The organism is Arthrobacter sp. YD2 (assembly GCF_030410475.1).
Lineage (GTDB): Bacteria > Actinomycetota > Actinomycetes > Actinomycetales > Micrococcaceae > Arthrobacter_B > Arthrobacter_B zhangbolii.
Genome location: NZ_JAUHHB010000001.1, coordinates 57092 through 82534, shown reverse-complemented (window position 1 = coordinate 82534; position 25443 = coordinate 57092). Strand labels below are relative to the sequence as shown.

Annotated in this window: 22 protein-coding genes; 12 read left to right on the top strand and 10 right to left on the bottom strand. The window is 66.4% G+C overall.

Features of this window, described 5'->3' with window-relative positions; all coding sequences use genetic code 11:
* Positions 1–93: 93 nt before the first annotated feature.
* The 4 genes from QWJ37_RS00440 to QWJ37_RS00425 are packed head-to-tail and all read right to left on the bottom strand — an operon-like array spanning position 94 to position 5420.
* The gene (locus tag QWJ37_RS00440) at positions 94–372 is read right to left on the bottom strand and encodes an HPr family phosphocarrier protein (protein WP_227903234.1); all 279 of its coding nucleotides are present in this window, start codon (positions 370–372) and stop codon (positions 94–96) included.
* A 39-nt stretch (positions 373–411) separates the two neighbouring features.
* Entirely contained in the window at positions 412–2136 is a 1725-nt protein-coding gene (gene ptsP, locus QWJ37_RS00435) for a phosphoenolpyruvate--protein phosphotransferase (protein ID WP_227929696.1), read from the bottom strand.
* A gap of 30 nt (positions 2137–2166) precedes the next feature.
* Entirely contained in the window at positions 2167–4389 is a 2223-nt protein-coding gene (locus QWJ37_RS00430) for a fructose-specific PTS transporter subunit EIIC (protein WP_290243282.1), read from the bottom strand.
* Positions 4389–5420, bottom strand: coding sequence for a 1-phosphofructokinase family hexose kinase (locus QWJ37_RS00425; RefSeq protein ID WP_290243279.1), 1032 nt, complete (start codon positions 5418–5420; stop codon positions 4389–4391). Before QWJ37_RS00425 ends, QWJ37_RS00430 begins: the two co-directional genes overlap by 1 nt.
* Before the next feature lie 260 nt (positions 5421–5680).
* On the opposite strand from QWJ37_RS00425, the gene QWJ37_RS00420 reads away from it, so the two are divergent.
* The 3 genes from QWJ37_RS00420 (at position 5681) to QWJ37_RS00410 (ending at position 7639) form a co-directional block, all read left to right on the top strand.
* Positions 5681–6337: a phospholipase gene (locus tag QWJ37_RS00420; protein WP_290243277.1), complete on the top strand. Its 657-nt coding sequence runs from the start codon at positions 5681–5683 to the stop codon at positions 6335–6337.
* Positions 6338–6471: 134 nt separating this feature from the next.
* A complete protein-coding gene (locus QWJ37_RS00415) occupies positions 6472–6747 on the top strand; it encodes a GlsB/YeaQ/YmgE family stress response membrane protein (protein ID WP_227903238.1) in 276 nt (91 codons plus the stop codon).
* Positions 6748–6886: 139 nt separating this feature from the next.
* Positions 6887–7639 (top strand): hypothetical protein, encoded by a 753-nt coding sequence (locus tag QWJ37_RS00410; protein ID WP_227903239.1) that lies wholly within the window; start codon positions 6887–6889, stop codon positions 7637–7639.
* Positions 7640–7677: 38 nt separating this feature from the next.
* Here QWJ37_RS00410 and QWJ37_RS00405 read toward each other — a convergent pair whose 3' ends face one another.
* Entirely contained in the window at positions 7678–8883 is a 1206-nt protein-coding gene (locus tag QWJ37_RS00405) for a DUF445 domain-containing protein (RefSeq protein WP_227903266.1), read from the bottom strand.
* A gap of 313 nt (positions 8884–9196) precedes the next feature.
* Here QWJ37_RS00405 and QWJ37_RS00400 point away from each other — a divergent pair, with 313 nt between their 5' ends.
* From QWJ37_RS00400 to QWJ37_RS00390, 3 genes are read left to right on the top strand one after another with little or no spacing between them, the layout of a single operon-like run.
* Positions 9197–10996: a glycoside hydrolase family 15 protein gene (locus QWJ37_RS00400; RefSeq protein WP_290244809.1), complete on the top strand. Its 1800-nt coding sequence runs from the start codon at positions 9197–9199 to the stop codon at positions 10994–10996.
* Positions 10997–11026: 30 nt separating this feature from the next.
* The gene (locus QWJ37_RS00395; protein WP_227903240.1) at positions 11027–11422 is read left to right on the top strand and encodes a MauE/DoxX family redox-associated membrane protein; all 396 of its coding nucleotides are present in this window, start codon (positions 11027–11029) and stop codon (positions 11420–11422) included.
* Entirely contained in the window at positions 11423–11941 is a 519-nt protein-coding gene (locus QWJ37_RS00390) for a metallophosphoesterase (RefSeq protein ID WP_227903241.1), read from the top strand.
* A gap of 136 nt (positions 11942–12077) precedes the next feature.
* Here QWJ37_RS00390 and QWJ37_RS00385 read toward each other — a convergent pair whose 3' ends face one another.
* The 4 genes from QWJ37_RS00385 to pta all read right to left on the bottom strand — a co-directional run bounded on the left by QWJ37_RS00385 (position 12078) and on the right by pta (position 17260).
* The gene (locus tag QWJ37_RS00385) at positions 12078–13265 is read right to left on the bottom strand and encodes a zinc-dependent alcohol dehydrogenase (protein WP_227903242.1); all 1188 of its coding nucleotides are present in this window, start codon (positions 13263–13265) and stop codon (positions 12078–12080) included.
* A 157-nt stretch (positions 13266–13422) separates the two neighbouring features.
* Positions 13423–13905 (bottom strand): hypothetical protein, encoded by a 483-nt coding sequence (locus tag QWJ37_RS00380; RefSeq protein WP_290243271.1) that lies wholly within the window; start codon positions 13903–13905, stop codon positions 13423–13425.
* A 140-nt stretch (positions 13906–14045) separates the two neighbouring features.
* Positions 14046–15188 carry an acetate kinase gene (locus QWJ37_RS00375; RefSeq protein WP_227903244.1) on the bottom strand — a complete coding sequence of 381 codons (1143 nt, stop codon included), beginning with the start codon at positions 15186–15188 and terminating at the stop codon, positions 14046–14048.
* Positions 15188–17260, bottom strand: coding sequence for a phosphate acetyltransferase (gene pta, locus QWJ37_RS00370; RefSeq protein ID WP_227903245.1), 2073 nt, complete (start codon positions 17258–17260; stop codon positions 15188–15190). Before pta ends, QWJ37_RS00375 begins: the two co-directional genes overlap by 1 nt.
* 244 nt (positions 17261–17504) lie before the next feature.
* On the opposite strand from pta, the gene QWJ37_RS00365 reads away from it, so the two are divergent.
* The 6 genes from QWJ37_RS00365 to QWJ37_RS00340 all read left to right on the top strand — a co-directional run bounded on the left by QWJ37_RS00365 (position 17505) and on the right by QWJ37_RS00340 (position 23898).
* Complete coding sequence (locus QWJ37_RS00365; protein ID WP_227903246.1) at positions 17505–19022, top strand: amino acid permease; 1518 nt, start codon at positions 17505–17507, stop codon at positions 19020–19022.
* 44 nt (positions 19023–19066) lie between these two features.
* On the top strand, positions 19067–19417 hold the full coding sequence (locus QWJ37_RS00360) for a thiamine-binding protein (RefSeq protein ID WP_227903247.1): 351 nt from the start codon (positions 19067–19069) through the stop codon (positions 19415–19417).
* A gap of 31 nt (positions 19418–19448) precedes the next feature.
* A complete protein-coding gene (locus tag QWJ37_RS00355) occupies positions 19449–20093 on the top strand; it encodes an O-methyltransferase (protein ID WP_290243264.1) in 645 nt (214 codons plus the stop codon).
* A gap of 122 nt (positions 20094–20215) precedes the next feature.
* Positions 20216–20734, top strand: a complete 519-nt coding sequence (locus tag QWJ37_RS00350) for a GNAT family N-acetyltransferase (protein WP_290243263.1) — start codon at positions 20216–20218, stop codon at positions 20732–20734.
* Complete coding sequence (locus QWJ37_RS00345; RefSeq protein ID WP_290243261.1) at positions 20734–21591, top strand: fused MFS/spermidine synthase; 858 nt, start codon at positions 20734–20736, stop codon at positions 21589–21591. The genes QWJ37_RS00350 and QWJ37_RS00345 overlap by 1 nt, the downstream gene beginning before the upstream one ends.
* A gap of 93 nt (positions 21592–21684) precedes the next feature.
* Complete coding sequence (locus QWJ37_RS00340; protein ID WP_290243259.1) at positions 21685–23898, top strand: catalase; 2214 nt, start codon at positions 21685–21687, stop codon at positions 23896–23898.
* A gap of 112 nt (positions 23899–24010) precedes the next feature.
* On the opposite strand, the gene QWJ37_RS00335 is transcribed toward QWJ37_RS00340, so the two are convergent.
* On the bottom strand, positions 24011–25441 hold the full coding sequence (locus tag QWJ37_RS00335; RefSeq protein ID WP_227906019.1) for an NCS2 family permease: 1431 nt from the start codon (positions 25439–25441) through the stop codon (positions 24011–24013).
* Between the last annotated feature and the right edge of the window lie 2 nt (positions 25442–25443).

The window sequence follows — 25443 nt, the reverse complement described above, 5'->3', positions numbered from 1 at the left end:
CATCCGCTGCCTGTGGGGGGTCAGCGTGAGGTTGCAACGAAGCCAGCGGCATTGCCGCTGGCTTCGTTATTTAAACCGGGTACTGGATGCCGCCTATTGTGCATCCAAATCGGTTTCCAGAATTTGCACCAGTGCGTCAAGCGCCTCTTCTGCGCCCGTATCGTCCGAGCGGAGCACCACCACGTCGCCGTGCGAGGCGCCCAGACTCATTAGCGAAAGCATGCTGGATGCATCCATCGCTTCCTCCGCCGGCGCACCGTCCATCGCTATGGTCACATCGACGGGCTGGGCCGCCGCAGCTTCAGCGAAAATCGAAGCCGGCCGGGCATGGAGCCCTACTCTGCTGGCCACCGTGGCTTTGCGTTCTGCCATTTTGTTGTTCCTTCCGTGGTTGCTTCCGAACTCGGGCCCTTACAGGCCAAGCTGCTCAAGGATCGGCAGCCGGCTGCGCACTATGGTGCGTGCCTCGGCTGCCGTGTGGGCTGCAAGGGCCCGTGCGGCAAGCTCCTGTGCCTGCTCCAGGGAGACCGATGCCAGGACCGCCCCGACACTGGAGAGCGCCCGCGGTGTCATTGAAAGCGTGTTTACTCCGATGCCGGTGAGGACGACGGCGAGGGCAGGGTCAGCGGCCGCCTCACCGCACACCCCCACGGTTTTGGATTGGGCGGCCGCCGTGGCGGACCCCGTCTCTGCGGGGAGCGCCGCGGTTGCCCGGGCGGCGCCGGCCACGGTTGCCGAAATCAGCTGCAGGACAGCCGGCTGCCACGGATCATTCAGGGTCGCCAGGGATCCGAGCTGACGGTCCGCCGCCATGGTGTATTGCGTCAGGTCGTTGGTGCCCAGGGATGCGAAGCGAACCCGGGACAGCACTGCCTCGGCCATGATCGCTGCGGCGGGGACTTCGATCATGACTCCCGGCATCCCGAGCCCTGCGGCGGTACACAGGACGGCAAAATCCGCAGCCTCCTCCGCCGTGGACACCATGGGTGCCATGACCCATACATCGGCTTCGTGCGCACCGGAAGCCACTGCGATAGCTTCCAGTTGCCGGGCGAGGACGCCGGGACTGGTGCGGTCGGTCCGGAATCCCCGCACACCCAGCGCAGGGTTGGGTTCGGAGGCATCCGTCAGGAAGGGGAGGGGCTTGTCAGCGCCGGCGTCCAGGGTTCGGATAACCACCTTCCGCCCCGGGAAGGCCTCGAACACGGCGCCATAGGCGGCTACCTGTTCCTCCAGACTGGGCTCGGAGTCGCGTCCCAGGAAACAGAATTCAGTGCGGAGCAGCCCGATTCCCTCCGCACCTGCCTCCGCAGCCGCGCGGGCGTCCTTGCCGGACCCCACATTGGCCAGCAACGGGACGCGGTGCCCGTCGGAAGTGGATCCCGTGCCGTTGAAGACCGGCAACGCGGATCGGGACGCATACTTCTGCGCCGCTTCCCGTTCGGCGACACCCGGTTCAACCACCACCGTTCCTGAAGCACCGTCCAGGTACAGCTCGGCCCCGTCCCCAACGTCGTTGGCTCCCGGTGCGCCGACGACGGCGGGCAGGCCCAGCGACCGCGCCAGGATGGCCGTGTGGGACTGCGGGCCACCCTCGCTGGTCACGAGTCCGATGACCTTGGCCGGGTCAAGGGTGGCCGTGTCAGCCGGCGCCAGCTCCACGGCGGTCAGGATGAACGGCACGTCGGAGGCGGGGATTCCCGGTGCCGGCAGCCCGTTGAGTTCCGCCACAATCCGGGCACGGACATCCAGTACGTCCTGGGTCCGTTCAGCCATGTACCCTCCGAGGCTCTGCAGCATGGCGGCCACTTCCATGCCGGCCTCCCAGATGGCCCGGTCCGGTGCCATACCCGCATTGATGTGCTTCCCGGCCGCCTTCAGCAGCATCGGGTCCGTGGCCATCATCGCCGTGGCATCCAGGACAGCCCTGGCATCTCCGGAGGCAGTTTCAGCCCGGTGTTTGAGGTCCGCCCGGACGGTCTCCGCTGCGTCCTTCAAACGCGCCTTTTCACCGTCCACCGTGCTGTCGGCACTGAACTTTGCGTCGGCATCGGGCTCGGGTACCGGAGGCGGCATCCTGCGGGAAGGGCCGAGGACCCGTCCGGCACTTACTCCGATTCCCTTGATGGTCCGCATCATTAAAGCCTTCCTGTTTCCGACAGTGTCTTATGCAATGGCTGGTTCCTCTGCATTCTTCCGGGGGCCTACGAACCGTTTCAGGGCCACGTAGACAAACCCGGTGACGGCCGTGCCGGCCAGGATGGCCACAACGAACATCAGGATGTTGCCAATGGCGAAGAACACGAATATCCCGCCGTGGGGTGCCTGTGAGGTTACTCCGGTTGCCATGCAGATGGCACCGGCCACGGCACCTCCGAGCATTGTGGAGGGGATAACCCGGAAGAAATCGGCGGCCGCAAAGGGAATGGCGCCTTCGGAAATAAACGCCGCTCCGAGCAGCCAGGCGGCCTTGCCGTTCTCCCGCAGGGCCATGCTGAACTGGTTTTTGGCCAGGACGGTGGAGGCAAGGGCCATACCCAGTGGCGGCACCATGCCCGCAGCCATGACAGCTGCCATGATCTCCCACGGGACCTGGTTCTCGAAGCTGCCTTCACCCAGTCCGGCCACCGCGAAGGCATAGGCAACCTTATTGATGGGACCACCCAGGTCCGAGCCCATCATCAGACCCAGAATGATGCCCAGTCCGATGGCTGCGACGCCGGTCAGGCTGGTCAGCCAGTTGTTCAGCGCCAGGGTCAGTGCGGCTATCGGCCCGCCGAGGACCAGGATCATCAGGCCGGAGGCTATCAGCGAGGCCAGCAGGGGAATGATGACCACCGGCATCAGCCCCCGCAGCCACGAGGGAACGGTCCAATTGCCGATCCACCGGGCCATGTAACCGGCCAGCAGGCCGCCCACAATGCCGCCAATAAAGCCGGCGTCCATAAACAGGGCCACTGATCCGGCAGTAAAGCCCGGGGCAATGCCCGGCCGGTCCGCCAGGGCATAGGCTATGTAGCCGGCCAGCGACGGGACCAGGAACGCCAGGGACAGGTTGCCGATCTTCCAGAACACCGCACCGAGGTAGGCGATGAAGCCCTCCGGCGGCGGATTCAGAATCGAGGTGCCGTCCAGCATCCGGTCACCGTTGGCAACCTCGTCCACCTGCAGGGAGAGCTCGTAGCCGCCCAGCAGGAAGCCCAGCGCGATCAGCAGGCCGCCGCCGGCCACAAACGGAATCATGTAACTGACGCCGGTCAGCAGTGCCCGCTTCAGTTGTCCGCCGAAGCTCTCCCCGCCTGACGCCGCCCCTTCGCGCTCGTCTCCGCCGCCGCCCCCGCCGGAGACCCGGCGGGCATTGGGGTTGTTGATGGATTCGATTGCTTCATCGATCATCACACCCGGCTCGTCGATGCCTCGTTTTACCGGACCACTGATAACCGGTTTTCCGGCAAAGCGCCCCCGGTCCCGCACATCAACATCGGTGGCAAATATCACGGCGTCGGCATTGCGGATGATCTCCGGATCCAGCGGTGTGGATTTTGCCGACCCCTGGGTTTCCACCTGCAGGTCGATTCCGCGCTCGGCGGCTGCGGCGGCCAGTGAATCCGCGGCCATATATGTGTGGGCAATGCCCGTGGGACAGGCGGTGACGGCCACGAGGTGCGGGGACTTCGAGGTATCCGACGCCGTGGCGCCCGTGCCGCCCTCTGATGCGGGGGCGTCAGCCCCGTGCCCGCCGTTCCCGGTTCCCGCCGCGCCGGCCCCCGCCGCCGTCGCACCCGCGCCGGTCCCGGAGCTGCCTGCGGTTCCGGAACTGCCGGTGGCGGAACTCCCTGCGGCGCCCGTGGAGCCTGCTGCCGTGGCGCCGGTGGCGGCCCCGCCTGCCGCTGCCGGGCCGGCGGCGCCGGAGCTGTCTGTTCCGGCCGGACCCGGACCGAGCCCCAGCGCGCCGTCGACCAGTTCAACAACGTCGCCGGGGGTGGCCGCCGAACGTAGGGACGCGGTGAAATCCTTGCGGATCAGCGACCGGGCCAGCTTGGCCAGCAGCTGCAGGTGTTCCTGGTCCGCGCCTTCCGGAGCAGCAATGAAAAAGACAATATCCGCCGGTCCGTCCTTCGCTCCCCAGTCCACCGGCGGGTCGATTCGTGCCATGGCCAGGGTTGCCTTGGTGACGGCCGCGGAGCGGCAGTGCGGAATGGCGATGCCGCCGGGAACACCGGTGGCTGTTTTTCCTTCGCGGGCCATCGCGTCGGCGTACAAATCGTCGTAACTCTGCCCGCGGCCGGCTGAAACGACGGCGCGGGCCAGGTGGGCAATCACCGAGCCTTTGTCTGCGCCAAGGTTTTGGTCAAGGGTAACCAGCTCCGGGGTGATCAGATCCGACATCAGCGTTCCTCCTTCGAGGGCGAGGCAGTGCTTGTCCCGGAGGCGGCAGGGCCGCCGGGACCGTTCAGGGCGGTGACGGTCACGGCCGCGGGGTCGGTGTCCGCGAGGGCAGGAAGCCGGGTTCCGGGCAGTGAGGCCGCTGCGGCACCGTGCGCCACGGCCTGCCGCAGGCAATCGGACGGGGAAAGTCCTGCGACTTCCGCCAGGAGGTACCCCGCCAATGCTGAGTCACCGGCCCCCACCGTTGACCGGGCCTGGACCGGAGGGCGGGAGGCGAGCCAGCTTCCCTCCGCGGTGACGAGCAGCGCCCCCTTCGCGCCCAGCGTTGCAAGGACGGCCCCGACGCCGCGCCCGAGCAGCATGTGGGCAGCACGGACGGCCAGCAGCGGGTCTTCCTCGAGTGCCGCTTCCGATGAGAACCCGGTGGCTTCGGCGAGTTCCTCGGCATTGGGCTTCACCAGATCCGGTCCCGCACCGTGCAGCAGTGCACCGGTCAGGGGCGGGCCGGAGGAATCCAGGGCAATCCGCGGGGCCTCCGGCCCCAGCCGGTCCCGTACTGCCGAGGCGGTCACTGCGTAGAAGTCCGGTGGCACGCCGGGCGGCAGAGAGCCGGCCAAAACCACCCAGGCAGGGCTGCCACTGCCGTCCTTCACAGCGCAGGCCCCCACCAGCAGGGCAATCAGGGCTTCCTGCTCCACCGGGTTCAGGGGAGGTCCGGGGGCGTTGACCTTGGTGGTGGTTCCGTCCGGTTCCGTGAGGGTGATGTTGCTCCTCAGCGGTGCCTCAATCGGCAGGTTGACGTACTCCACGCCGGTTTTCCGCAGGCCGCCCATGACCGGGTCCGCGTCCGCTCCCGGGAGAACGGCGACCGCCTTTACCCCGGACACCGTCAGGGCACGCGCAACATTGACCCCTTTGCCGCCGGATTCCTCCTCTGAGGCGGAAGCCCGCTGTACGGCGCCCCTTACCAGTGCACCCGGAAGCCCGACGGTCCGGTCCAGGCTGGGATTGGCGGTGAGCGTGATGATCATGAAGGGAATCCATCCTCGCCGGATATCCACGGAACGGCCGGTGGAGCACACCGGACCGTCCGGCAGGGCGGTTTCCGGCGCTTATTCCGGTGCTTATGAGGGCTTCTGATCGGATCCATGCACACCCGCAATCTGTGGCAAATACCACTGTTTATGCGCTGATGCGACTTTACTTTTGGTGCACCGCCCGTGGCAATGGTGGCGGGGCGGGGGTGCCCATCGGGGGCTGCAAACGCGGGCGCCGGCGCTAGGCTGGCCCGATGGAAAACGTGACATGGTCCGCACCGGCGGACCGGCGCCGGGGGCGGGAGCTGGTTGTCCTGCTGCACGGCTACGGATCCGGGGAACAGGCCATGGAACCGTTGTTCGCGGCGCTGCCGGAATCAGCCGTGGGTGCTGCCGTCCGCGGCGGGCTGGAGGTGGGTGGCGGCAGCGGGTGGTTCCTGCTTGACCCGTTGCTCGCTTCGGATACCTCGGAGGTGCTGGAAGCTGCCCTTAAACTCCTTTCCCAGCTTGACCGCCTGCGCAGCGAATATGCCTTCAGCGGGGTGTCGCTGGCAGGTTTCTCGCAGGGAATGGCCATGGCCGGCACCCTGCTCAGGCTGCGGCCCCAGGAGTTCCGCGCCGTCGTCGGCCTGTCCGGTTTCATTGCTCCAAACCCGCTCCTGGCAGCCAGTGAACCGCTGCCGGTGCGGGTGCCTTTCTTCTGGGGGCGGGACCGGCAGGACTGGGTGATCAATGCCGATGCCGTAAACCATACGCAGGACTGGCTGGAGGAAAACACGGCACTGACTGCACGGACTTATCCAGGCATGGGACATTCCATCGGAGCGCAGGAAATAGCCGATGTTGGCGTTTTCCTTCGCCGCTATCTGAATTCCGACACACGCCAGGAAAAACCGCCACACGCGCGGTAACTAACACAGTTTGCGCCTTAAGGGAATTCCTGTCCGACTACTGACTAAGCATGCTGATCAAGTAGGCTGGAGGAAAGCGCTGCTCACAAGGCGGCGCTGGAAATCACTGTCACTCACACAGCAAGGAGAATCAAATGGGTATCATTGCGTTCCTTATTCTGGGTCTCATCGCAGGTGCAATTGCAAAGCTGATCCTTCCGGGTCGTCAGGGCGGCGGCTGGCTCGCCACTCTGGTCCTGGGTGTTATCGGCGCTCTTCTCGGTAGCTGGCTCGGCAGCCTGGTCATGGGAGACGGCGGCGAGCTCTTCAGCCTGACGTCGCTCTGGACCTGGGTCCTGGCCATCGTAGGCTCGATCATCGTTCTGCTGATCTACGGCTTCGTTACCCGCAAGAGCGGCAGCCGCGCCTAAGTAGTGCGTGAACGCCGCTGACGCGGCGTGCTGATTTGGAGGGCGGGGCCCGGCTGGAATATTCCACCGGATCCCGCCCTTTAGGTTTAAACAGACGAAAGATCCACGCCGGCACCGGATTTCCCCAAGGAGAGTTCTAGTGAAGCGACGCAAGTTCAATCCCGCAGCCAAACTGGCCGGCCGGGCCGCCTTCGGGCCGGACGGACAGCCCAAACCGCACGTGGTCCGGGGTATCGAACGCGCGATCGAAGTGCAGCGGCCCCTGGTGCTCGCCAATATCCGCCGGCTGCAGCGCAGGCACCCCTCAGCCGATGCCGCGGAGCTGATTAGCATCCTGGACCGGCACTACCTCAATACGGTGATGGGCGGTGGCGCAGCAGTTGGTGCCACCGCGGTTATACCGGCCGTAGGAACTGCCGCCGCCCTGGGCCTCTCGGCCGCGGCAACGGTCGGGTTCCTCGAGGCCACCGCACTGTATGCCCAGTCAGTGGCTGAGCTGCACGGTGTGCGGCTGGCGGACCCGGAACGTTCCCGCACGATGGTGATGGCCATCATGCTTGGCGAGGAGGGCACTTCCATGATGCAGTCGCTTGCCGGGCGGGGCAGTGCCTCCACCTGGGGCAGCACCATCGGCAATATGCCCTCGGGTGTGCTCGGCTCCGTAGGCGCAGGCATCCGGAAGCAGTTCCTCAAGCGGGTGATGGCGCGCCAGGGTACTGCGCTGCTGGGACGTGCCCTGCCGCTTGGTGTGGGCGCCGTCGTCGGCGGCGTAGGCAACCGTGCCATGGGCAAGGGCGTTATCCGCGCCACCCGTGCAGCCTTCGGCGAACCGCCCGCAACCATTCCCGGGCAGCTCGCCGGCGAGCTGGACCGCCTGGACAAGCCCGCCTAGCCAACCGGACGGTTGGCTCCGTCGGCGGAGCGAGGCGGCTAGCCGAAAACGGCGGAGGCGACCGTGAAGATGGCCAGACCGGCCAGGGAACCCACCACGGTGCCGTTGATCCGGATGAACTGCAGGTCCTTGCCGACCTGCAGTTCAATCTTCTCCGAGGTTTCCTGCGCATCCCAGCGTTCCACCGTTTCGGTGATCACACCGGCGATGTCGCTGCGGTAGGTGCGAACCAGGTAACCGGCAGCGTCCGCAACGTAACCGTTCACCTTCGCCGCAAGCTCCGGATCATTGACCAGGCGCGTACCGAAGTCCTGCACAGCAGAGGTAAAGTTCCGGGTCAGTTCGCTCTCCGGGTCCTCCGCAGCAGTCATCAGTGCGTTCTTGATGGTGGTCCACGTCTGCGTCATCAGTTCGCGGACCCGGGGATCGTCGAGCACCTGCTCCTTCACGGCGTCGGCCTTGGCCATGGTTTTGGGGTCTTCCTGCAGGTCCCTGGCCACCCCGGTGAGGTAGTTATCCAGCGCCACACGGAGCTGGTGGTTCGGATTCTCCTGGACATCGAGCAGGAACCGCTCGGCCTGGACCTGCACCCGTTCGCCCACCAGGTCATCCAGGAACGAGGGGACCCACGACGGCGAACGTTCGGCTACCAGCCGGCTGATCACCTCGGGGTTCGCCAGCACCCAGTCGGCAAGGCTGTCCACGATCAGGTTCACCAGCTGGTGGTGGTGGCCCTCTTCAAAGACCCGCTGGGCCATCCGCCCGGCCGGCGGGCCCCACTGGGGATCCACCACATGCCGGCGGAACATCGATTCGAGGACGTCGCGGACGGCGTCGTCATCCAGTACGCGCAGTGCACCACGGATGGCGGCGGCGCCTTCGGTCGCCACCCGTTCGGCGCCCTCGGGCCGGGCCAGCCAGGTGCCTGCCTTCCGGGCCACCTGCATGGAGTCAAGTTTGGTCCGGATGATCTCCTCGGACAGGAAGTTCTGTTCCACGAACTGGCCCAGGGAGGCGCCGATCTGGTCCTTCTTTTCCGGGATGATGGCCGTATGCGGGATCTTGATGCCCATCGGATGCTTGAACAGCGCGGTCACGGCGAACCAGTCAGCAAGGGCGCCCACCATGCCGCCTTCGGCAGCGGCCCGGACGTACGCCAGCCACGGATACCGCTCCTGCAGGGCGAAGGCAAAAAGGAAAATCACCGCCAGGGCGATCAGCAACCCTGTCGCCAGCATTTTCATGCGGCGCAGGGCGAGGGCGCGCTCCTCATCGGTGGGGGCTGCGACGGTGCTCACGTGCGGGCCTCCTTCACGGACAGTGCCATTGTTGACGCGAGTTTCAATACCGCTCCCTAATCCAGTGAGGGGTCCGCGGCCGGCAGCTGAACACCGGAACGACCCTGACCCAATCTAATCAGTGATTGGCTCGGGTGCGCTACGAGCACGGGATCCGGCCGGAGCGGTGTGGTTGAGTAGTGCCATGGCATCCCCGGTAGAGTTTTCTGCGGTGTTCCCCCTCCCGGATACCGTCACGGCGGCCACCGTGCCGCCCCAGCTGCCCTGCCCCATCGAGGACTACGCGCTTGTCTCCGATTTGCACACCGGCGCACTGATCTCGCGTACCGGCAGCATGGACTGGCTGTGCCTGCCCCGGTTCGATTCGCCGTCCGTTTTTGGTGCGCTGCTGGGTACCAGCGAACACGGCCGCTGGCTGCTTGCCCCCAGCGATCCGGCGGCCACCGTGACGCACCGCGGCTACCTCGAGTCCACCTTCGTGCTCCGCACGCACTGGCAGGCACCCGGCGGGGCGGTGCGGGTTACCGACTACATGCCGGTGGGGGACCGGCGGGCTTCACTGGTACGCCGAATCGAAGGCATCAGCGGCACGGTTGCCATGCGGCAGGAGCTGAAAATCCGTTTCGGCTACGGAACCGTGATGCCCTGGGTCTTCCGCGGTACAGACAGCGGCGGGGAACATCTCTCAGCCATTGCCGGTCCCGGTGCATTGGTGCTGCGGAGCAAGCACCTGCCCGTAGCCAGCAACCACAGCCACATCGGAGAATTCGAGGTCTCCGCGGGCGAGTGCCTGGACCTGGAACTGACCTGGTACCCCTCGCACCGGCCGGTTCCGCCGCCGCAGGACCTGGACGCGGCGTTGAAGCGCACATCGGCTTACTGGCAGGAGTGGGGGCACCGGCGTCTGGAATCCAGCGGCTACGAGCAGGCGGTCCGCCGCTCACTGCTGGTGCTGCGGGCCCTGACGCATGAGGACACCGGCGGCATTGTTGCAGCCCCCACCACCTCACTGCCTGAAGAAGCAGGCGGCGAACGCAACTGGGACTACCGCTACTGCTGGCTCCGCGATGCCGCCCTGACCCTGGTGGCCATGATGACGCACGGTTATCAGGAAGAGGCGCTGCAGTGGCGCAGCTGGCTGCTGCGCGCAGTGGCGGGAGATCCCGAGGACCTGCAGATCCTCTACGCGGTGGACGGCGGCCGGGAATTGCCCGAACAGGTCCTTCCGCAGTTCCCCGGCTACGGCGGTGCGGCGCCGGTGCGGCTGGGCAACGGTGCCGTGGGACAGTACCAGGCGGACGTGGTGGGCCACGTTATGGTGGCGCTGGCCCGGCTGCGGGACCGGGGGGTGCCCGAGGACCACTTCTCCTGGCCCCTGCAGCGCGCGCTGCTGAACTACCTCGAAAAACATTTGGAGGAACCGGACCATGGGATCTGGGAGATGCGGGGGGAGCCCCGGCACTTCACGCACTCGCGGGTGATGATGTGGGCGGCGTTTGACCGGGCAGCGGATGCGGCCAGGAAACACGGGCTCGAGGGCCCGGTGGAAGTGTGGGAGGGGCTGCGGGACGGACTGCGGCGCGAAATCCTGGAACGCGGCTTCGACCGGGAGCTGAACTCCTTCACCCAGTACTACGGCGGCACCGGCGTGGATGCCTCCCTGCTGCAGCTGCCGCAGGTAGGTTTCATCGGCTACAACGACGAGCGGATGCTGGGCACGGTGGCGCAGTTGGAGAAGCAGCTGCGCCACCCCTCGGGCCTGCTGCTGCGCTATGCCACCGAAACCGGTGAGGACGGGCTGCCCGCCGGGGAGAACCCGTTCCTGGCCTGCAGCTTCTGGCTGGTGGAGCAGTACGCGTACACCGGGCGGCTGCCGGAAGCCCGCCGGCTGATGGACCAGCTGGTGGGATACTCCAATGAACTGGGACTGCTCAGCGAAGAATATGATGCATCCAACGGACATATGGCAGGGAATTTCCCGCAGGCGTTTTCGCACCTGGCCCTGGTCCGGGCCGCGGACGCGCTGGCCGGCGCTGCGGCGCGGCCGCCGTCCGGGTAACCGGAAGCATTCACCGACCAAAGGAAACCGATGAACCGCAAGAGCCTCTCGGCTGTGGCCATGGCTGCCCTGCTGACTACCAGCGCCGTAAACCACTTCCGTAACCCCCGTTTCTACAATGCCGTGGTGCCCCGGAGCATCAGCACCGACACCGACGGCAAATACGGTGTGATGACCCGGCGGCAGTGGACCCATGTCAGCGGTGTCCTGGAGTTCGCGGCGGCGGCCGCCCTGCTGCTGCCGGCAACCCGGCGCACGGCGGCCACCGGTACGGCTGCCATGTATGTTGCTTTTATCGCCGGCCATATCAGTGCCCTGCAGCGGTCCTTCGGACCGCGCGGCGGGGATCGGGAGAAGCTGATTCACAGCCTGCGCCTGCCGTTGCAGCTTCCGCTGATCCTCTGGGCCTGGAGCCTGCGGAAGTAAATGTCCACTAAGCTCCTGCTCCTCGCTGACACGCATCTGCCCAAGCGGGCCAAGGCCCTTCCGGAGGAAGTCTGGTCAGAAATAGACGCCGCGGACATTGTGGTCCATGCCGGTGACTGGGTAAGCGAGGAGCTGCTCGACCAGTTGGCGGAACGCTCACGGAAGCTGGTGGCCTGCTACGGCAACAACGACGGCGCCGGCCTGCGCGCCCGCCTGCCCCTGGTGGGGCGGGCCCTGGTTGAGGAGGTGCGGCTCGCCGTCGTGCATGAAACCGGGCCGGCGGCCGGGCGGGAAGAGCGCATGGATGAGCAGTTTCCGGACACCGACCTGCTGGTTTTTGGACACAGCCACATCCCCTGGGATTCGGTCACACCGGCGGGTATGCGCCTGCTGAATCCCGGCTCGCCCACGGACCGCCGCCGGCAGCCGTTCTGCACCTACCTGCGCCTGGAAATCAGCGGAAGCGCCCTCACGCCCGAGCTGCGGCGGCTTCCGCTGCGGGAGGTCCGGCGGCGCTAGCCGGCTAGGCAGGGAGCGGCCCGCAGCCTCCGGCTCCGGCCACCGGTGGGGACAACAAAAAACGCCGGGCCTGCCCCGTGGGGGCAGGCCCGGCGTTTTGGCCGTGCATGCGAAGCAGCCGCTAAGCGGCCGGCATTCAGTCGCGGACGCCCGGCTGGAAGACCACCTTGATGCAGCCGTCTTCCTTCTTCTGGAACTTTTCGTAAAGCTCGGGGGCATCTTCCAGGGACGCCTGGTGGGTGACCAGGTTGGTGACGCCCAGCGGATCCGCGGAATCCTCCACCAGCGGCATCAGGTCATCGGTCCAGCGCTTGACGTTGCACTGACCCATCCGCAGGTTCAGCTGCTTGTCGAACATGTTCATCAGCGGCATGGGGCTGGCCGTGCCGCCGTACACACCGCTGAGGGAGACGGTGCCGCCGCGGCGGACCGCGTCAAGGGCTCCGTGCAGGGCGGAGAGACGGTCCGTTCCCGCGGTTTCCATGGCCTTCTGCGCAAGCTTGTCCGGCAGCAGGCCGACGGCGGTCTGGGCGGCCTTGCCGGCCGGGGAGCCGTGGGCTTCCATGCCGACGGCGTCCACTACGGAGTCCGGGCCGCGGCCGTCGGTCAGGCTGCGCAGCTCATCGGCGACTTCCTTGTGCAGGTCCAGGGTCTCCACGCCGTACTGGGAGGCGAGCTTCCGCCGTTCCTCGACCGGATCCACGCCGATGACGCGGTAGCCCAGATGCGTGCCGATGCGGGCCGCGAACTGGCCCACCGGACCCAGGCCGTAAACGGCCAGGGTGCCACCGTCGGGCACGTTGGCGTACTGGACGCCCTGCCAGGCGGTGGGCAGGATGTCGGAGAGGAAGAGGTAGCGCTGGTCCGGGAGTTCGGAGCCCACCTTGATGGGGTTGTAGTCGGCCAGCGGCACCCGCAGGAACTCGGCCTGTCCGCCGGGAACGGAGCCGTACAGCTCGGAGAAGCCGAAGAGCGCGGCGCCCATTCCCTTCTCGCGGACCTGGGTGACCTCACACTGGGTCTGCAGGCCCTGGCGGCACATGTAGCAGTCGCCGCAGGCGATCTGGAAGGGGATAACCACGCGGTCACCCTTCTTCAGGTTGGTGACGGCGGAGCCGACCTCTTCCACGATGCCCATGGTTTCGTGGCCGAGAATGTCGCCCGGCTTCATGTAGGGCATCAGCACCCCGTAGAGGTGGAGGTCCGAACCGCAGACTGCGGTGGAGGTGACGCGGATGATGGCGTCAGTCGGTTCCTGAATCACCGGATCCGGAACCTGCTCGACGCTGACGGAGTTTTTTCCCTGCCAAGTAACTGCTTTCACGTGCGATCCTCCTGCTGGTTGCATGCTGAGTACGTTGAAAGAACTAAGGCCCATTCTGCCAATTGATAAGCGTACTGACAAAACGGCTGCGTTTCGGAACTACTCAACAGGGCCTGCCACAGGTCTGCCGCGGTGTCTGGATCGACCGGGAAGGCCGCTAGGAACCGGGGCTGTGTCCGGCAGCACGCCCGGCGGGGCGGGGGCGCCCGGCGCCGGGCTGAATGCGCGGTGCGGCGAGCACGCTCCGGTCCCGGGCCAGGATCATTTCAAGTGCACGGGCATTGTCCAGGGGATCGCGCTGCAGCGCACGGCTGTCCTGCGGGTTGCTGTCCTGCGGCCTGCTGTCCAGGGAGTCGGTTCCGACGGGCGCCGGACCGTCCTCCGTTCCGCCCGGCCTTCTGGTGATTTCCACCGGTCCGTCGATTTCACGGACGGCTGCGGCGAGAACGGTGAAGGCGTCGGATTCAACCCGGACCGCGCGGGTGAGGTTGACGCAGATGCTGGCCCCCAGCGTGGCTGTGTGCCGGAGGATCCGGAGCAGGGTCTCGCAGTTGGAGCCCGTGAGCGATCCCCGTACTTCCACCGATGCGGTGGCATCTCTGGTATCCACGCGTACCAGTACGCGAAGCGGCTCTTCCATGTCATCTCCACGGAGACGCGGGTCCCGGCCACTGCTTAACCGGGTCTGCCACCGTACCAACGCGCCATGCGGCCTGTCAGCAGGTGCCCGGTCTTTGGCCTGCCCCGCAGGGCGGATCCGTTATCGGGAAACACCTTCCATTAGAAGACGGGTTCCTGTTCCAGGTTCCCGACGACGGCGGCGGTGGCTTCCGCGATCGCTTCCTCCTCGTCCGTGGGCACCACCAGGGCGGGGATCGCTGAATCCTCCGTGCTGATCCGCCTGGCCTGCTTTCCCGTTACCAGGTTGGCTTCGGAATCGAGCCGGATACCCAGCGGGCCGAGCTGGTCCAGCACAAGCTGCCGGAATTTCCAGCCGTTCTCGCCAATTCCGGCCGTGAACACCACCGCCTGGGCGCCTCCCACGGCCACGTGGTACGCGCCGATGTATTTCGCGAGCCGGTAGGCGGCGACGTCCAGCGCCAGCCGGGAGCGCTCATCGCCCTGCTCCGCAGCTGTCTCGATGCTGCGCATGTCGGACTCTCCGGCCAGCGCGCGCAGGCCGGATTCGCGGTTCAGCAGGTCATCGAGGGTGTCCGCGTCGTAGCCCTGCCGGGCCAGGAAGATGAGGATTGAGGGATCCACATCGCCGCTGCGGGTGCCCATCACCAGTCCTTCAAGCGGGGTGAATCCCATGGAGGTATCAATGCTCTTTCCGTTCCGGATAGCCGCTACGGAAGCGCCGTTGCCCAGGTGCGCAATCACGGCGTTGAACCTGGCGGGATCGATGCCAAGGAACCGGGCGGCCGTCGGGGCTACGTAGCCGTAGCTGGTGCCGTGGAATCCGTAGCGGCGGATGCCGTAGCGGCGGTAAAGGGTGTTCGGCAGGGCGTAGTGCCAGGCCCGTTCGGGCAGGGTGCGGTGGAATGCGGTGTCGAAGACCGCCACCTGCGGGATTTTCGGCCACTTGTCATGCACTGCCCGGATGCCCATGGCACTGGCGGGGTTGTGCAGGGGCGCCAGCGGGCTCAGCCGTTCAATGGAGCGGACAATTTCATTGTTGATCAGCACGGGCTCGCTGAAGCGCTCGCCGCCGTGGACCACGCGGTGTCCCACGGCGTCGATGCTTCGCCCGTCCAGTTCCTCCCGGAGCCGGCCGGCCAGTTCTTCGAGGGCAGCCGCATGATCCGGAACCACATCCCCGATCCGGTCGATGATGCCCTTTGTCAGCAGCTCTTCCGTCTCCGTTTCCCGCACCTGGTACTTCAGTGACGACGAACCGGAATTGATTACCAGAACCAGCATCAGTCCTCCTGCGCCTGGACCGCGGTGATGGCCACGGTGTTGACGATGTCTTCAACGGTGCAGCCGCGGCTGAGGTCGTTGACGGGTTTGCGCAGTCCCTGCAGGATCGGCCCCACCGCCACGGCTCCCGCGGACTGCTGGACTGCCTTATAGGTGTTGTTGCCGGTGTTCAGGTCCGGGAAGATGAACACCGTGGCCTGGCCGGCCACCGAGGAGCCCGGCACCTTAGAGGCCGCCACGGAGGCGTCCACGGCGGCGTCGTACTGGATGGGCCCTTCCACCGGCAGGTCCGGGCGGGCGGCGCGGACAAGCTCAGTGGCCTGGCGCACGCGCTCCACGGAGCCGCCTTTGCCGGAGGATCCGGTGGAGTAGGACAGCATGGCCACGCGGGGCGTGACGCCGAACTGTGCGGCGGTGGCGGCGGATGCCAAGGCGATGTCCGCCAGCTGCTCCGCATCCGGGTCCGGATTCACCGCGCAGTCCCCGTACACCAGTACGCGGTCAGAGAGCAGCATCAGGAACACGGAGGACACGATCTTCACGCCCTCCCGTGTGCGGATGAACTCCAGGGCGGGGCGGATGGTGTTGGCCGTGGTGTGGGCCGCCCCGGAGACCATGCCGTCCATCCGGCCGAGCTGGACCATCATGGTTCCGAAGTATGCCCCGTGCAGCATACGTTCCGCGGCGTCCTCCAGTGTGACGCCCTTGTGTTTGCGCAAGGAGGCGTACTCCCGGGCAAATTCATCCCGCAGGGCACTGGTGGCGGGATTGATGACGCTGATATTGGACAGGTCAATGCCCTCGCTGGCGGCCAGCTCCCGGATCTGCGCCTCCGGCCCCAGGACGGTCAGGGCGCATACGTCCCGGCGGCTGAGGATTTCCGCGGCCTGCAGGATCCGCACGTCCAGCCCTTCGGGCAGGACAATCCGCTGCCGGCTGGCGCGGGCACGCATGATCAGCTCATTCAGGAAGCGCAGCGGGGTGGTCGTGGCGGGGCGGGGGAGGGCGAGCCGCTCAAGCAGCTCAGCCTCATCCACATGCCTGGACCAGGCGCCCAGTGCCGCCGCGACCTTCCGCCGATTGCCGCTGGAGATTTCGCCGCGGACCTGGCTGACCCGGCGGGCCGTGGTGTAGGTGTCCGCGCCGACGTCGAAGACCGGGAAGGGCGCGGAGGCCAGCAGCCCCAGGATGGCTGGTTCCACCGGCAGGCCGCCGGTGAGGATCATGCCGCTGGCCACCGGGAAGTCGGAGGAGATGGAGGAGGCGAGGGTGGCCACCATAACGTCGGCACGGTCCGCCGGGACAATGACCAGCGTGCCGTCCGTCAGCTGGGGAAGGAAGTTGCTCACGGTCATGGCGGCGACCTTCACTGCGGAGACGTCGCGTTCAAGGGAGGGGCTGCCGGCCACCTGTCGCGCCTGCAGGGCCTTCTGCACCTCGGCTACGGACGGCTGGGAGATCTCGCTTTGTTCGGGCAGGACGTAGACCGGCCGTCCGCTGTTGCCCGGCCGCATGGCAGCACTGATGTCATCAAGCTCCGACGGCGCGGCACGGTTGACCATCATGGCCAGCAGGTCGCATTTCGCCTCGGCGAGCTGGCGGCGGGAAACATCCACGGCGTCCGCGGTTTCCGCCGCGGTCATTTCCTGGGCATTTACGACGGCGAGCACCACGGTCCCCAGGTCATTGGCCAGCCTGGCGTTGAGATCGAACTCCAGTGCAACGTCGTGCCCGGAAAGGTCCGTTCCCTCCACAATGACCACATCGCAGTGGGCGGCAATCTCGCTGTAAACCGCAAGGCAGCGGGCGTCCACTTCGCCCCGCTCACCTGCCACCAGCAGCGCGCGCAGCTGCGCGCGGGTCAAACCGCCGCGGCAGGTGGCCGGGCCAAGATTGAACCGGCGCTGCATCAGTTCCACCATCGGGTCTGCGGCGGGATTATCACCTTCAACAATCGGCCGGAAGAAGCCCACCCGGTCTGCATGGCGGCCCAGCATGTCCGCCAGCCCCAGGCTGATCAGGGACTTGCCGGAACCCGGCGTCATGGCACTGACATAGATTCCACGGGCCATAGCTGCGTTTCCGTTCGTTGCCGGGAGGGCACGCGCCCGGGCGCCTGAGGCGACCCGTGGCGTGCATCACATCAATAGTCGCAAAAGCATCCCGGACTTGCCAGCGGACACCGTGGAGGGACCCTGCCGGCCGGCTCTTCGTGGACTCTCCCGTCTCAGCATGTGAGACTGACATAAGTGCCGCAGAGCGCCGAGCCTACGATTAAATGGTTAGATTTCCTCAAAACCCGAGGCGAGGACCCCCGTGAGTCTCTTCCGTACCAAACCCATTGAGAACTCCCTGGCGGATGCCGATGAGCCGGGGCGCCGGCTAAAGCGTTCGCTCACCACGTGGGACCTGATGATCATGGGTGTCGCGGTCGCCGTCGGCGCCGGCATCTTCTCGGTGGGGGCGAAGGCCGCCGCCGAGTTCTCCGGACCCGCCGTGACGGTCTCCTTCATCCTGGCCGCCATCACCTGCGCGCTCGCCATCATGTGTTACGCCGAGTTCGCCACGGCCATTCCCGTGGCCGGTTCCGCCTACGTGTTCAGTTACGCGACCATGGGCGAGCTGGTGGCGTGGATCATCGGCTGGAACCTGATCCTTGAACTGTTCACCGCCGCGGCGGTGATCGCCAAGTACTGGGGCATCTACCTCAGCGAAGTGTTTGCGCTGATAGGGCTGGACGTTCCCGCGACCCTGCACTTCGGGCCGATTGACCTGACCTGGGGTCCGTTCCTGATTGTTACCGTGTTCACCATCCTGCTGGTCATGGGCACCAAGCTTTCCGCCCAGGTTGGCAACGTCTTCACCATCATCAAGGTGGGCGTGGTGCTGTTTGTGATCGTGGCCGGGTTCTTCTACGTGAAGGCGGAGAACTACACCCCGTTCATCCCGGACTCCGTTCCTACCTCCGGCAGCGGCAGCGAGGGTGTGCTGCAGCAGTCCCTGTTCTCCTTCGTCACCGGAGCTGCCCCGGCCCAGTACGGACTCCTGGGAGTGTTTGCCGGTGCCGCCGTCGTCTTCTTTGCCTTTATCGGCTTCGACGTTGTTGCCACCTCGGCCGAAGAGGTCAAGGATCCGGGTAAAACCCTCCCGCGGGGCATCTTCGCCGGCCTGGCCGTGGTGACCCTGCTGTACATCGGCGTGTCCCTCGCCCTGACCGGCATGGTCTCCTACACCGACCTGGCGTCGGTGGAGTCCCCGAACCTCGCCACCGCCTTCTCCCTGGTGGGCAACAACGGGGCGGCTGCGGTGATTGCCGTCGGTTCCCTGATTGGACTCACCACCGTGATCATGGTGCTGCTGATGGGCCTGGCCCGCGTGGTGCTGGCCATGAGCCGCGACGGACTGCTGCCGCGTGCCCTGTCCCGGACCAGTGACAAGCACGCCACGCCTGCCCGCCTGCAGATCCTGTGCGGCGCATTGGTAGCCCTGGTGGCGGGGTTCACGCAGGTGGACGTGCTGGAGGAAATGATCAACATCGGCACCCTGTCCGCGTTTGTGGTGGTCAGCCTGGGCATCTTGGTGCTGCGGAGGAAGCGCCCGGACCTCCGTCCGGCATTCCGGGTGCCGTTCGGGCCGGTAATCCCGGTGCTTTCCGCTCTGCTCTGCCTGTACCTCATGACCAACCTGGCCGTGGAAACCTGGATCTACTTTGCCGGCTGGCTGCTGATTGGCTTCCTGCTGTACTTCGCCTACGGCCAGCGCCACTCACGGTTGAATGAGAAGTTCAGCAGTGTTGCCGCTGCCGAATCCGCCACGGACACCTCCGGGGCCTGAGCCCTGCGCATGCGCCGGACCGGCTCCGGTGGCAGACTGGGCGCATGCTTGTTGCCTTTTCTGTTGCCCCGTCCGGTGCCGGCCCGCTCACGCGGCCCGGCGGACCTGCCCAAGATGCCTCGGTGCATGACGCCGTCGCCGCAGCCGTAAGGATTGTCCGGGATTCCGGCCTGCCCAATTCCACCGACGCCATGTTCACCACGGTGGAGGGGGAGTGGGATGAGGTCATGGACGTGATCCGGCGGGCCACAGAAGCAGTGGGACAGTACGGCAGCCGGGTCTCCCTGGTGCTGAAGGCGGACATCCGGCCGGGCCATACGGGCGAATTGGCCGGCAAGGTCCAGCGGCTGGAAAGCGCCCTCACAAAACTGGATGACCGGAGCGGGCACGCCTAACGCCGGATACGGCAGAGCGGGAGCGGCAGCGATGCAGGACTGGGAACAGGTGCAGGACTACCTGGACGGCCAAGTGGTCCAACCGGACGCCGCCCTCACCGGGATTGTCACTGCAACGGCGGACGCCGGGCTTCCGGCCATTGAGGTATCCGCCGCCCAGGGCAAGTTCCTGATGCTGCTGGCCGGTATCCGGGGTGCCCGGCGGATCCTTGAGATCGGCACCCTCGGCGGTTTCAGTACGGCCTGGCTCGCCCGGGCACTGCCGCCCGACGGCGAGCTGGTCACCTGTGAATACGAACCCCGGCATGCCGAGGTTGCCCGCGCCAACCTGGAACGGGCCGGGCTCGGCGGCCTGGTCACCATCCGCGTGGGCGAGGCCCTTCACACGCTGCCCACGCTCGCCGGGCCGTTTGACCTGGTTTTCATCGATGCGGACAAGGTGAACAATCCCGTCTACCTTGACTGGGCGGTGCGGCTCTCCCGACCCGGCAGCGTCATAGTGGTGGACAACGTGGTTCGCGGCGGCAGCGTGCTGGATCCCGACGGCGACGCCGCGGTGCAGGGGACACGGGAAGTCCTGCATCTGCTCGGCTCGGACCCGCGCCTGCAGGCGACCGCACTGCAGACGGTCGGGTCCAAGGGCTGGGACGGCTTCGCGATGGCGGTAGTGCGGTGACGAAATCTGCCATGACACGGGATCCGCGGCGGTCAGCGAGCCGGAGCTACCGCTCTGCCCGCGGCCCGCGGCCCCGGAAGCCCGCTGCGGGTGCTGGCAGCCCCGGCGCTTAAGCTGGAGGCATGAACTTTAGCATCCGGCGTGCCACGCCAGACGACGCCGCGGACTTCGTCTCCGTACATCTGCAGTCCTGGCGCGAAAGCTATGCACACGTCCTCGGCGAGGAGGTCTTCCGGCGCCGGGAAGCGGACCGCAGCGCCGCCGTCGAACACCGGCGCGCAGCTCTGGCCGAGCAGGCCTCGGATCCCGCCATCCGGACCTGGCTGGCCCATGCCGGGGACGGCAGGCTTCTCGGCTTTGCCTCCGCCGGCCCGGCCCGGGACGAAGACATCCGTGCTGCCCTGCCGCTGGAGCTGTGGTCCATCTACATCCTGGCCGAGGCGTACGGCAGCGGAGTGGGCCAGGCCCTGCTGGAACACGCCGTGGCAGACGCACCGGCCTATGTCTGGGTGCTGGAAGACAATGTCCGGGCGCAGGCGTTCTACCGCCGGAACGGCTTTGTGCCGGACGGAACCGTCAAGGACCTGCCCCAGGTCTGGGCCGGGACCGGCATGGTGGAAATCCGCATGGTGAGGAACTGATGGGGCGCAAGCGGCCCGGTAAGGACCCCGTGGAAACGTCCGCGCCCGGAGCGGGGCCGGTGGCTGGAACCTACCCCATCGACACCGGAACCTGTGAGCTGGTGCCGGACTCCTTCGCCTCCGACAGCTGGATCCTCATGGTCAACGGGGTGCACAGCTCGCACATTGACCTGGCAGACCCGCGGCACCTGGATTTCGAGTACATGCGCTGGATTGCGGCCCTGGTGGAATCCCGCTGGCGCCCGGATGCCTCCCTGCGTGCCCTGCACCTGGGCGGTGCGGCATGTTCCCTGGCGCGGTATTTTGCCGCCGTGTATCCGGGTGCGCGGCAGGTCGCCGTCGAACTCGACGGGCGCCTGGCCGAGCTGGTCCGCGGCTGGTTTGATCTGCCCCGGGCGCCGCTGCTGCGGCTCCGGGTCGGTGAGGCCCGGGCCGTCACGGAGACCCTGCATGACGGAAGCCGGGACCTGGTAATCCGGGATGTGTTCGCCGGCGCGAAGACGCCGGTGCCCCTGACGACGGCGGAGTTCACTGCGCATGCCCGGCGGGTGCTGGCGCCGGACGGGGTCTACGTGGTGAATTGCGGGGACACTCCGGACCTGCGCGGTGCGCGTGCGGAGGCGGCCACCATCTGTGCAGCCTTCCGGTATACCGCAGCCATAGCCGATCCGGCCATGCTGAAGGGCCGCCGCTACGGCAACATCATCCTGGCCGGCAGCGATGCACCGTTTGCCGAGGATCCCGGCCTGCCTCGTGCACTGCTCGGCGGAGCCGTGCCGGCGCATCTCTGGGATGACGCGAAACTGCGCAGCTTCGCCGCCGGTGCCCGGATCCTGCATGATCCGGTGAGTAGCTAACCTCCCCTTAAGTGTCAGCCTGCTTACTAATTTAGTAGGGTGGAAAGATGCTGCCGCCTCCCGGCAGCTGGTCTGAACCACGATGGAGGCTACATGTCTGACAAGAGCACATCCGATCCCGACCTGCCCATTCCGGGCGCACCGGCAGCCTCGGCCCCGTCCCTGGCCGAGCCGATCGAACCCCGCGAGCCGTTGCCGCCCAAGCCGGACCAGGACGGACCGGAGACCGTGTCCCCCACCGGAGTTCCCACCGGCGCGCCGAAGTCCTCCAACGCCCAGAGCGGACGGTACCTGACCACCGCCCAGGGGGCACGGCTGCGGGATACCGACCATTCCCTCAAGGCAGGTCCGCGCGGGCCGGTACTCCTGCAGGACCACCACCTGCGCGAAAAGATCACCCACGTTGACCATGAACGCATCCCGGAGCGTGTAGTCCACGCCCGCGGTGCCGCAGCTCACGGCGTATTTGTGGCCAACGGCGCCGCAGAAGGGGTGACCCGCGCCGGTTTCCTGGCCAGGGGAACGGAAACACCGGTGTTTGTCCGCTTCTCCACGGTGTTGGGATCCCGCGGCTCCGCCGACACGGTCCGGGACACCCGGGGCTTCAGCACCAAGTTCTACACGGACGAGGGCAACTATGACCTGGTTGCCAACAACATTCCGGTCTTCTTCATCCAGGACGCCATCAAGTTCCCTGACGTGATCCACGCGGGCAAACCGCACCCGGACCGTGAAATCCCCCAGGCGCAAAGCGCTCATGACACTTTCTGGGACTTTGTCTCGCTCCACACCGAAGCGCAGCACCACACCATGTGGAATATGTCCGACCGCGGCATCCCGCGTTCCTACCGCACCATGGAAGGCTTCGGCGTCCATACCTTCCGCCTGGTCAACGCCAAGGGGGAAACCACCCTGGTGAAGTTCCACTGGAAGCCGCGTCAGGGCGTGCACTCCCTGGTCTGGGAGGAAGCACAGATCATCAACGGCATGGATCCTGATTTCCACCGCCGGGACCTGGCCGATGCCATCGAAGCAGGCGCCTTCCCGCAGTGGGATCTGGGCATCCAGGTGTTCCCGGACACCGAGGATGAAATGTTCGAGGGCATCGACTTGCTGGACCCGACGAAGCTGGTGCCCGAGGAACTGGCTCCGGTGCAGATCATCGGCACCATGACGCTCAACGCCAACCCCACCAACTTCTTCGCGGAAACCGAGCAGGTGGCCTTCCACCCCGGCCACCTCGTGCCGGGCATCGACGTCACCAATGATCCGCTGCTGCAGGGCCGGCTGTTCTCCTACATCGACACCCAGCTCACCCGGCTGGGCGGACCGAACTTCAGCCAGATCCCCATCAACCGCCCGCACGCCCCGGTGAACGACATGCTCCGCGACGGCTTCCACCAGGATGCCGACCATGCGGGTGTGGCCCCGTACCAGCCCAATTCCCTGGACGGCGGCTGCCCCTTTATGGCCGGCGCCGACATGGGTGCCTTCATTGACGTTCCGGCCGAAGTGCCGGCGTCCCGGAAGGTGCGGGAAAACCCGGCCAGCTTTGATGACCACTACAGCCAGGCACGGATGTTTTTCCGCTCGCTGACCCCGGTGGAGCAGGACCACGTGGTTCAGGCCTACACCTTTGAACTGGGCAAGTGCTACGAGGAGAACATCCGGCTGCGCCAGCTCCAGTCGCTCGCCAATATCGACGCACGGCTGGCCGCAGAGGTCGCCATGGGACTGGGCCTCGAAGCACCGGAACCGGAGCTTGCCGTGGAAGACACCGCACCCAGCCCTGCCCTGAGCCAGATCGGCGGCTCCTGGCCGGTGGCCGGCCGGATAGTCGGTGTGGTGGCGGATGACACCACCGACCTCGGTGCGCTTTCCGAGGTGCTTGCCACCCTGCAGGCGGAAGGAGTGGTTCCGCTGGTAGTGGCTCCCCACGGCGGGAAGCTGGGCGGAGAGATTACCGTCCAGCGGACCTACCTGACGGCCCGTTCCACTGAGTTCGACGCCGTGGTGGTGGCGGCCTCGGGTGCTCCGGCGACCGACGCCGTCGGCAGCCTGGACGCGAAGGCCGGCAATCCGGAGGGTCATCCCTCCCTCGACCCGAGGGTGACGCTGATGCTGGCCGAAGCCTTCCGCCATGCAAAGGCCATCGGCGCCTGGGGCGACGGCAGTTCCGTCCTGATGGCAGCAGGCATCCCCACTGACGCCCCCGGTGTTGTGACGGGGGAAGCTGCTGAGGTGACTGCCGGACTGACCGGCCTGCTGGCCGGCCACCGGGTCTGGGAGCGCACCGTCGCCGCCTAGCCTGCGGGCCTGCGTTTCCGTACGGGAAATAGAAGAGGGGATCCCCGGCTCACGCCGGGGATCCCCTCTTTGGCTATGGTCCGTGTCTAACGGCGGACCCGGATCAGGTCACTCAGACGCCGAGCAGCTCCGTGATCGGGCCTACGCCGAAGTACAGTGCGAAAGCTGCGGCGACCACGTACATCAGGGGATGCACTTCGCGGCCGCGGCCCTGGAAGAGGCGGATCACGGTGAAGGAGATAAACCCGGCGCCCAGGCCGTTGGCGATCGAGTAGGTGAACGGCATCAGCGCGAAGGTCAGGAAGGACGGCAGGGCCAGCCCGATGTCGTTCCAATCGATCTTGCCCACCTGCGAAACCATCAGGTAGCCCACAACCACCAGGGCGGGGGCCACGGCCTCAAACGGAACCAGGTAGATCAGCGGGGTGAGGAACATGGCCACGAGGAAGAGCAGGCCGGTCACCACGGAGGCCAGGCCGGTCCGCGCGCCTTCACCGATACCGGCACCGGATTCCACGAAGATCTGGTTGGAGGAAACACCGGCGCCGCCGCCTGCCACCGCACCCGCGGCATCAACCAGGAGTACACGCTCCACGTTGGGGATGTTGCCGTCCTTGTCGATGGATCCGGCGCCGGCGGCCAGGCCCACCATGGTGCCCATGGCGTCGAAGAAGATGCTGAGCAGGATCACGAAGACCAGCAGCGAGGCGGCGATGCCGCCCAGGGTCTGGAAGGATCCGACCAGGCTGACATCGCCGATCAGGGAAAGATCGGGGGCTCCCCATTCGGGTGCGCTGGGTGTTACCAGCGACCAGCCGGTGGCAACGCCGGCGCCCTGGCTGCCCGGGCTGGCCAGCCACTCGACGAGTACGGCGAAAACAGTGGAGGCCAGGATGCCGATCAGGATGGCGCCGCGGACCTTGCGTGCCATCAGCACAATGGTCAGCAGCAGGCCGAAGACGAACACCAGGGTAGGCCAGCCGAGCAGTTCCCCTCCGTTGCCCAGGCCCAACGGAACCGTGGTGCCGGCCTCGTCCAGGTTGCGCCGGACAAAACCGGCGTTGACCAGTCCCACGAGCGTTACGAAAAGACCGATGCCCACAACAATCGCGGTTTTCAGGCTGGGCGGGACGGCACGGAATACGGCTGTCCGGAAGCCGGTCAGCACCAGGATGACCATGGCGAGGCCCGCAATGACCACCAGCCCCATCACATCCGGCCAGGTCAGGCCGTCATTGGAAGCCACAGTCACGGCCACGAAGGCATTTACGCCCAGGCCGGTGGCGATAGCGAAGGGGTGCTTGGCCCAAATGCCCATAATCAGGGTGAGGATGCCCGCAACGAGGGCCGTTCCGGCGGCAATGGCCGGCCCGGGCATGGTGTTGCCCATGGAGTCTTCGCCGCCAAGGATCAGCGGGTTCAGTACCACTATGTAACTCATCGCGAAGAAGGTGGCCAGACCGCCGCGCACTTCGGTGGCAACGGATGAACCCCGTTTCGTGATCTCGAAGTAGCGGTCCAGCTTTGAACCTTTTTTGAGCATGA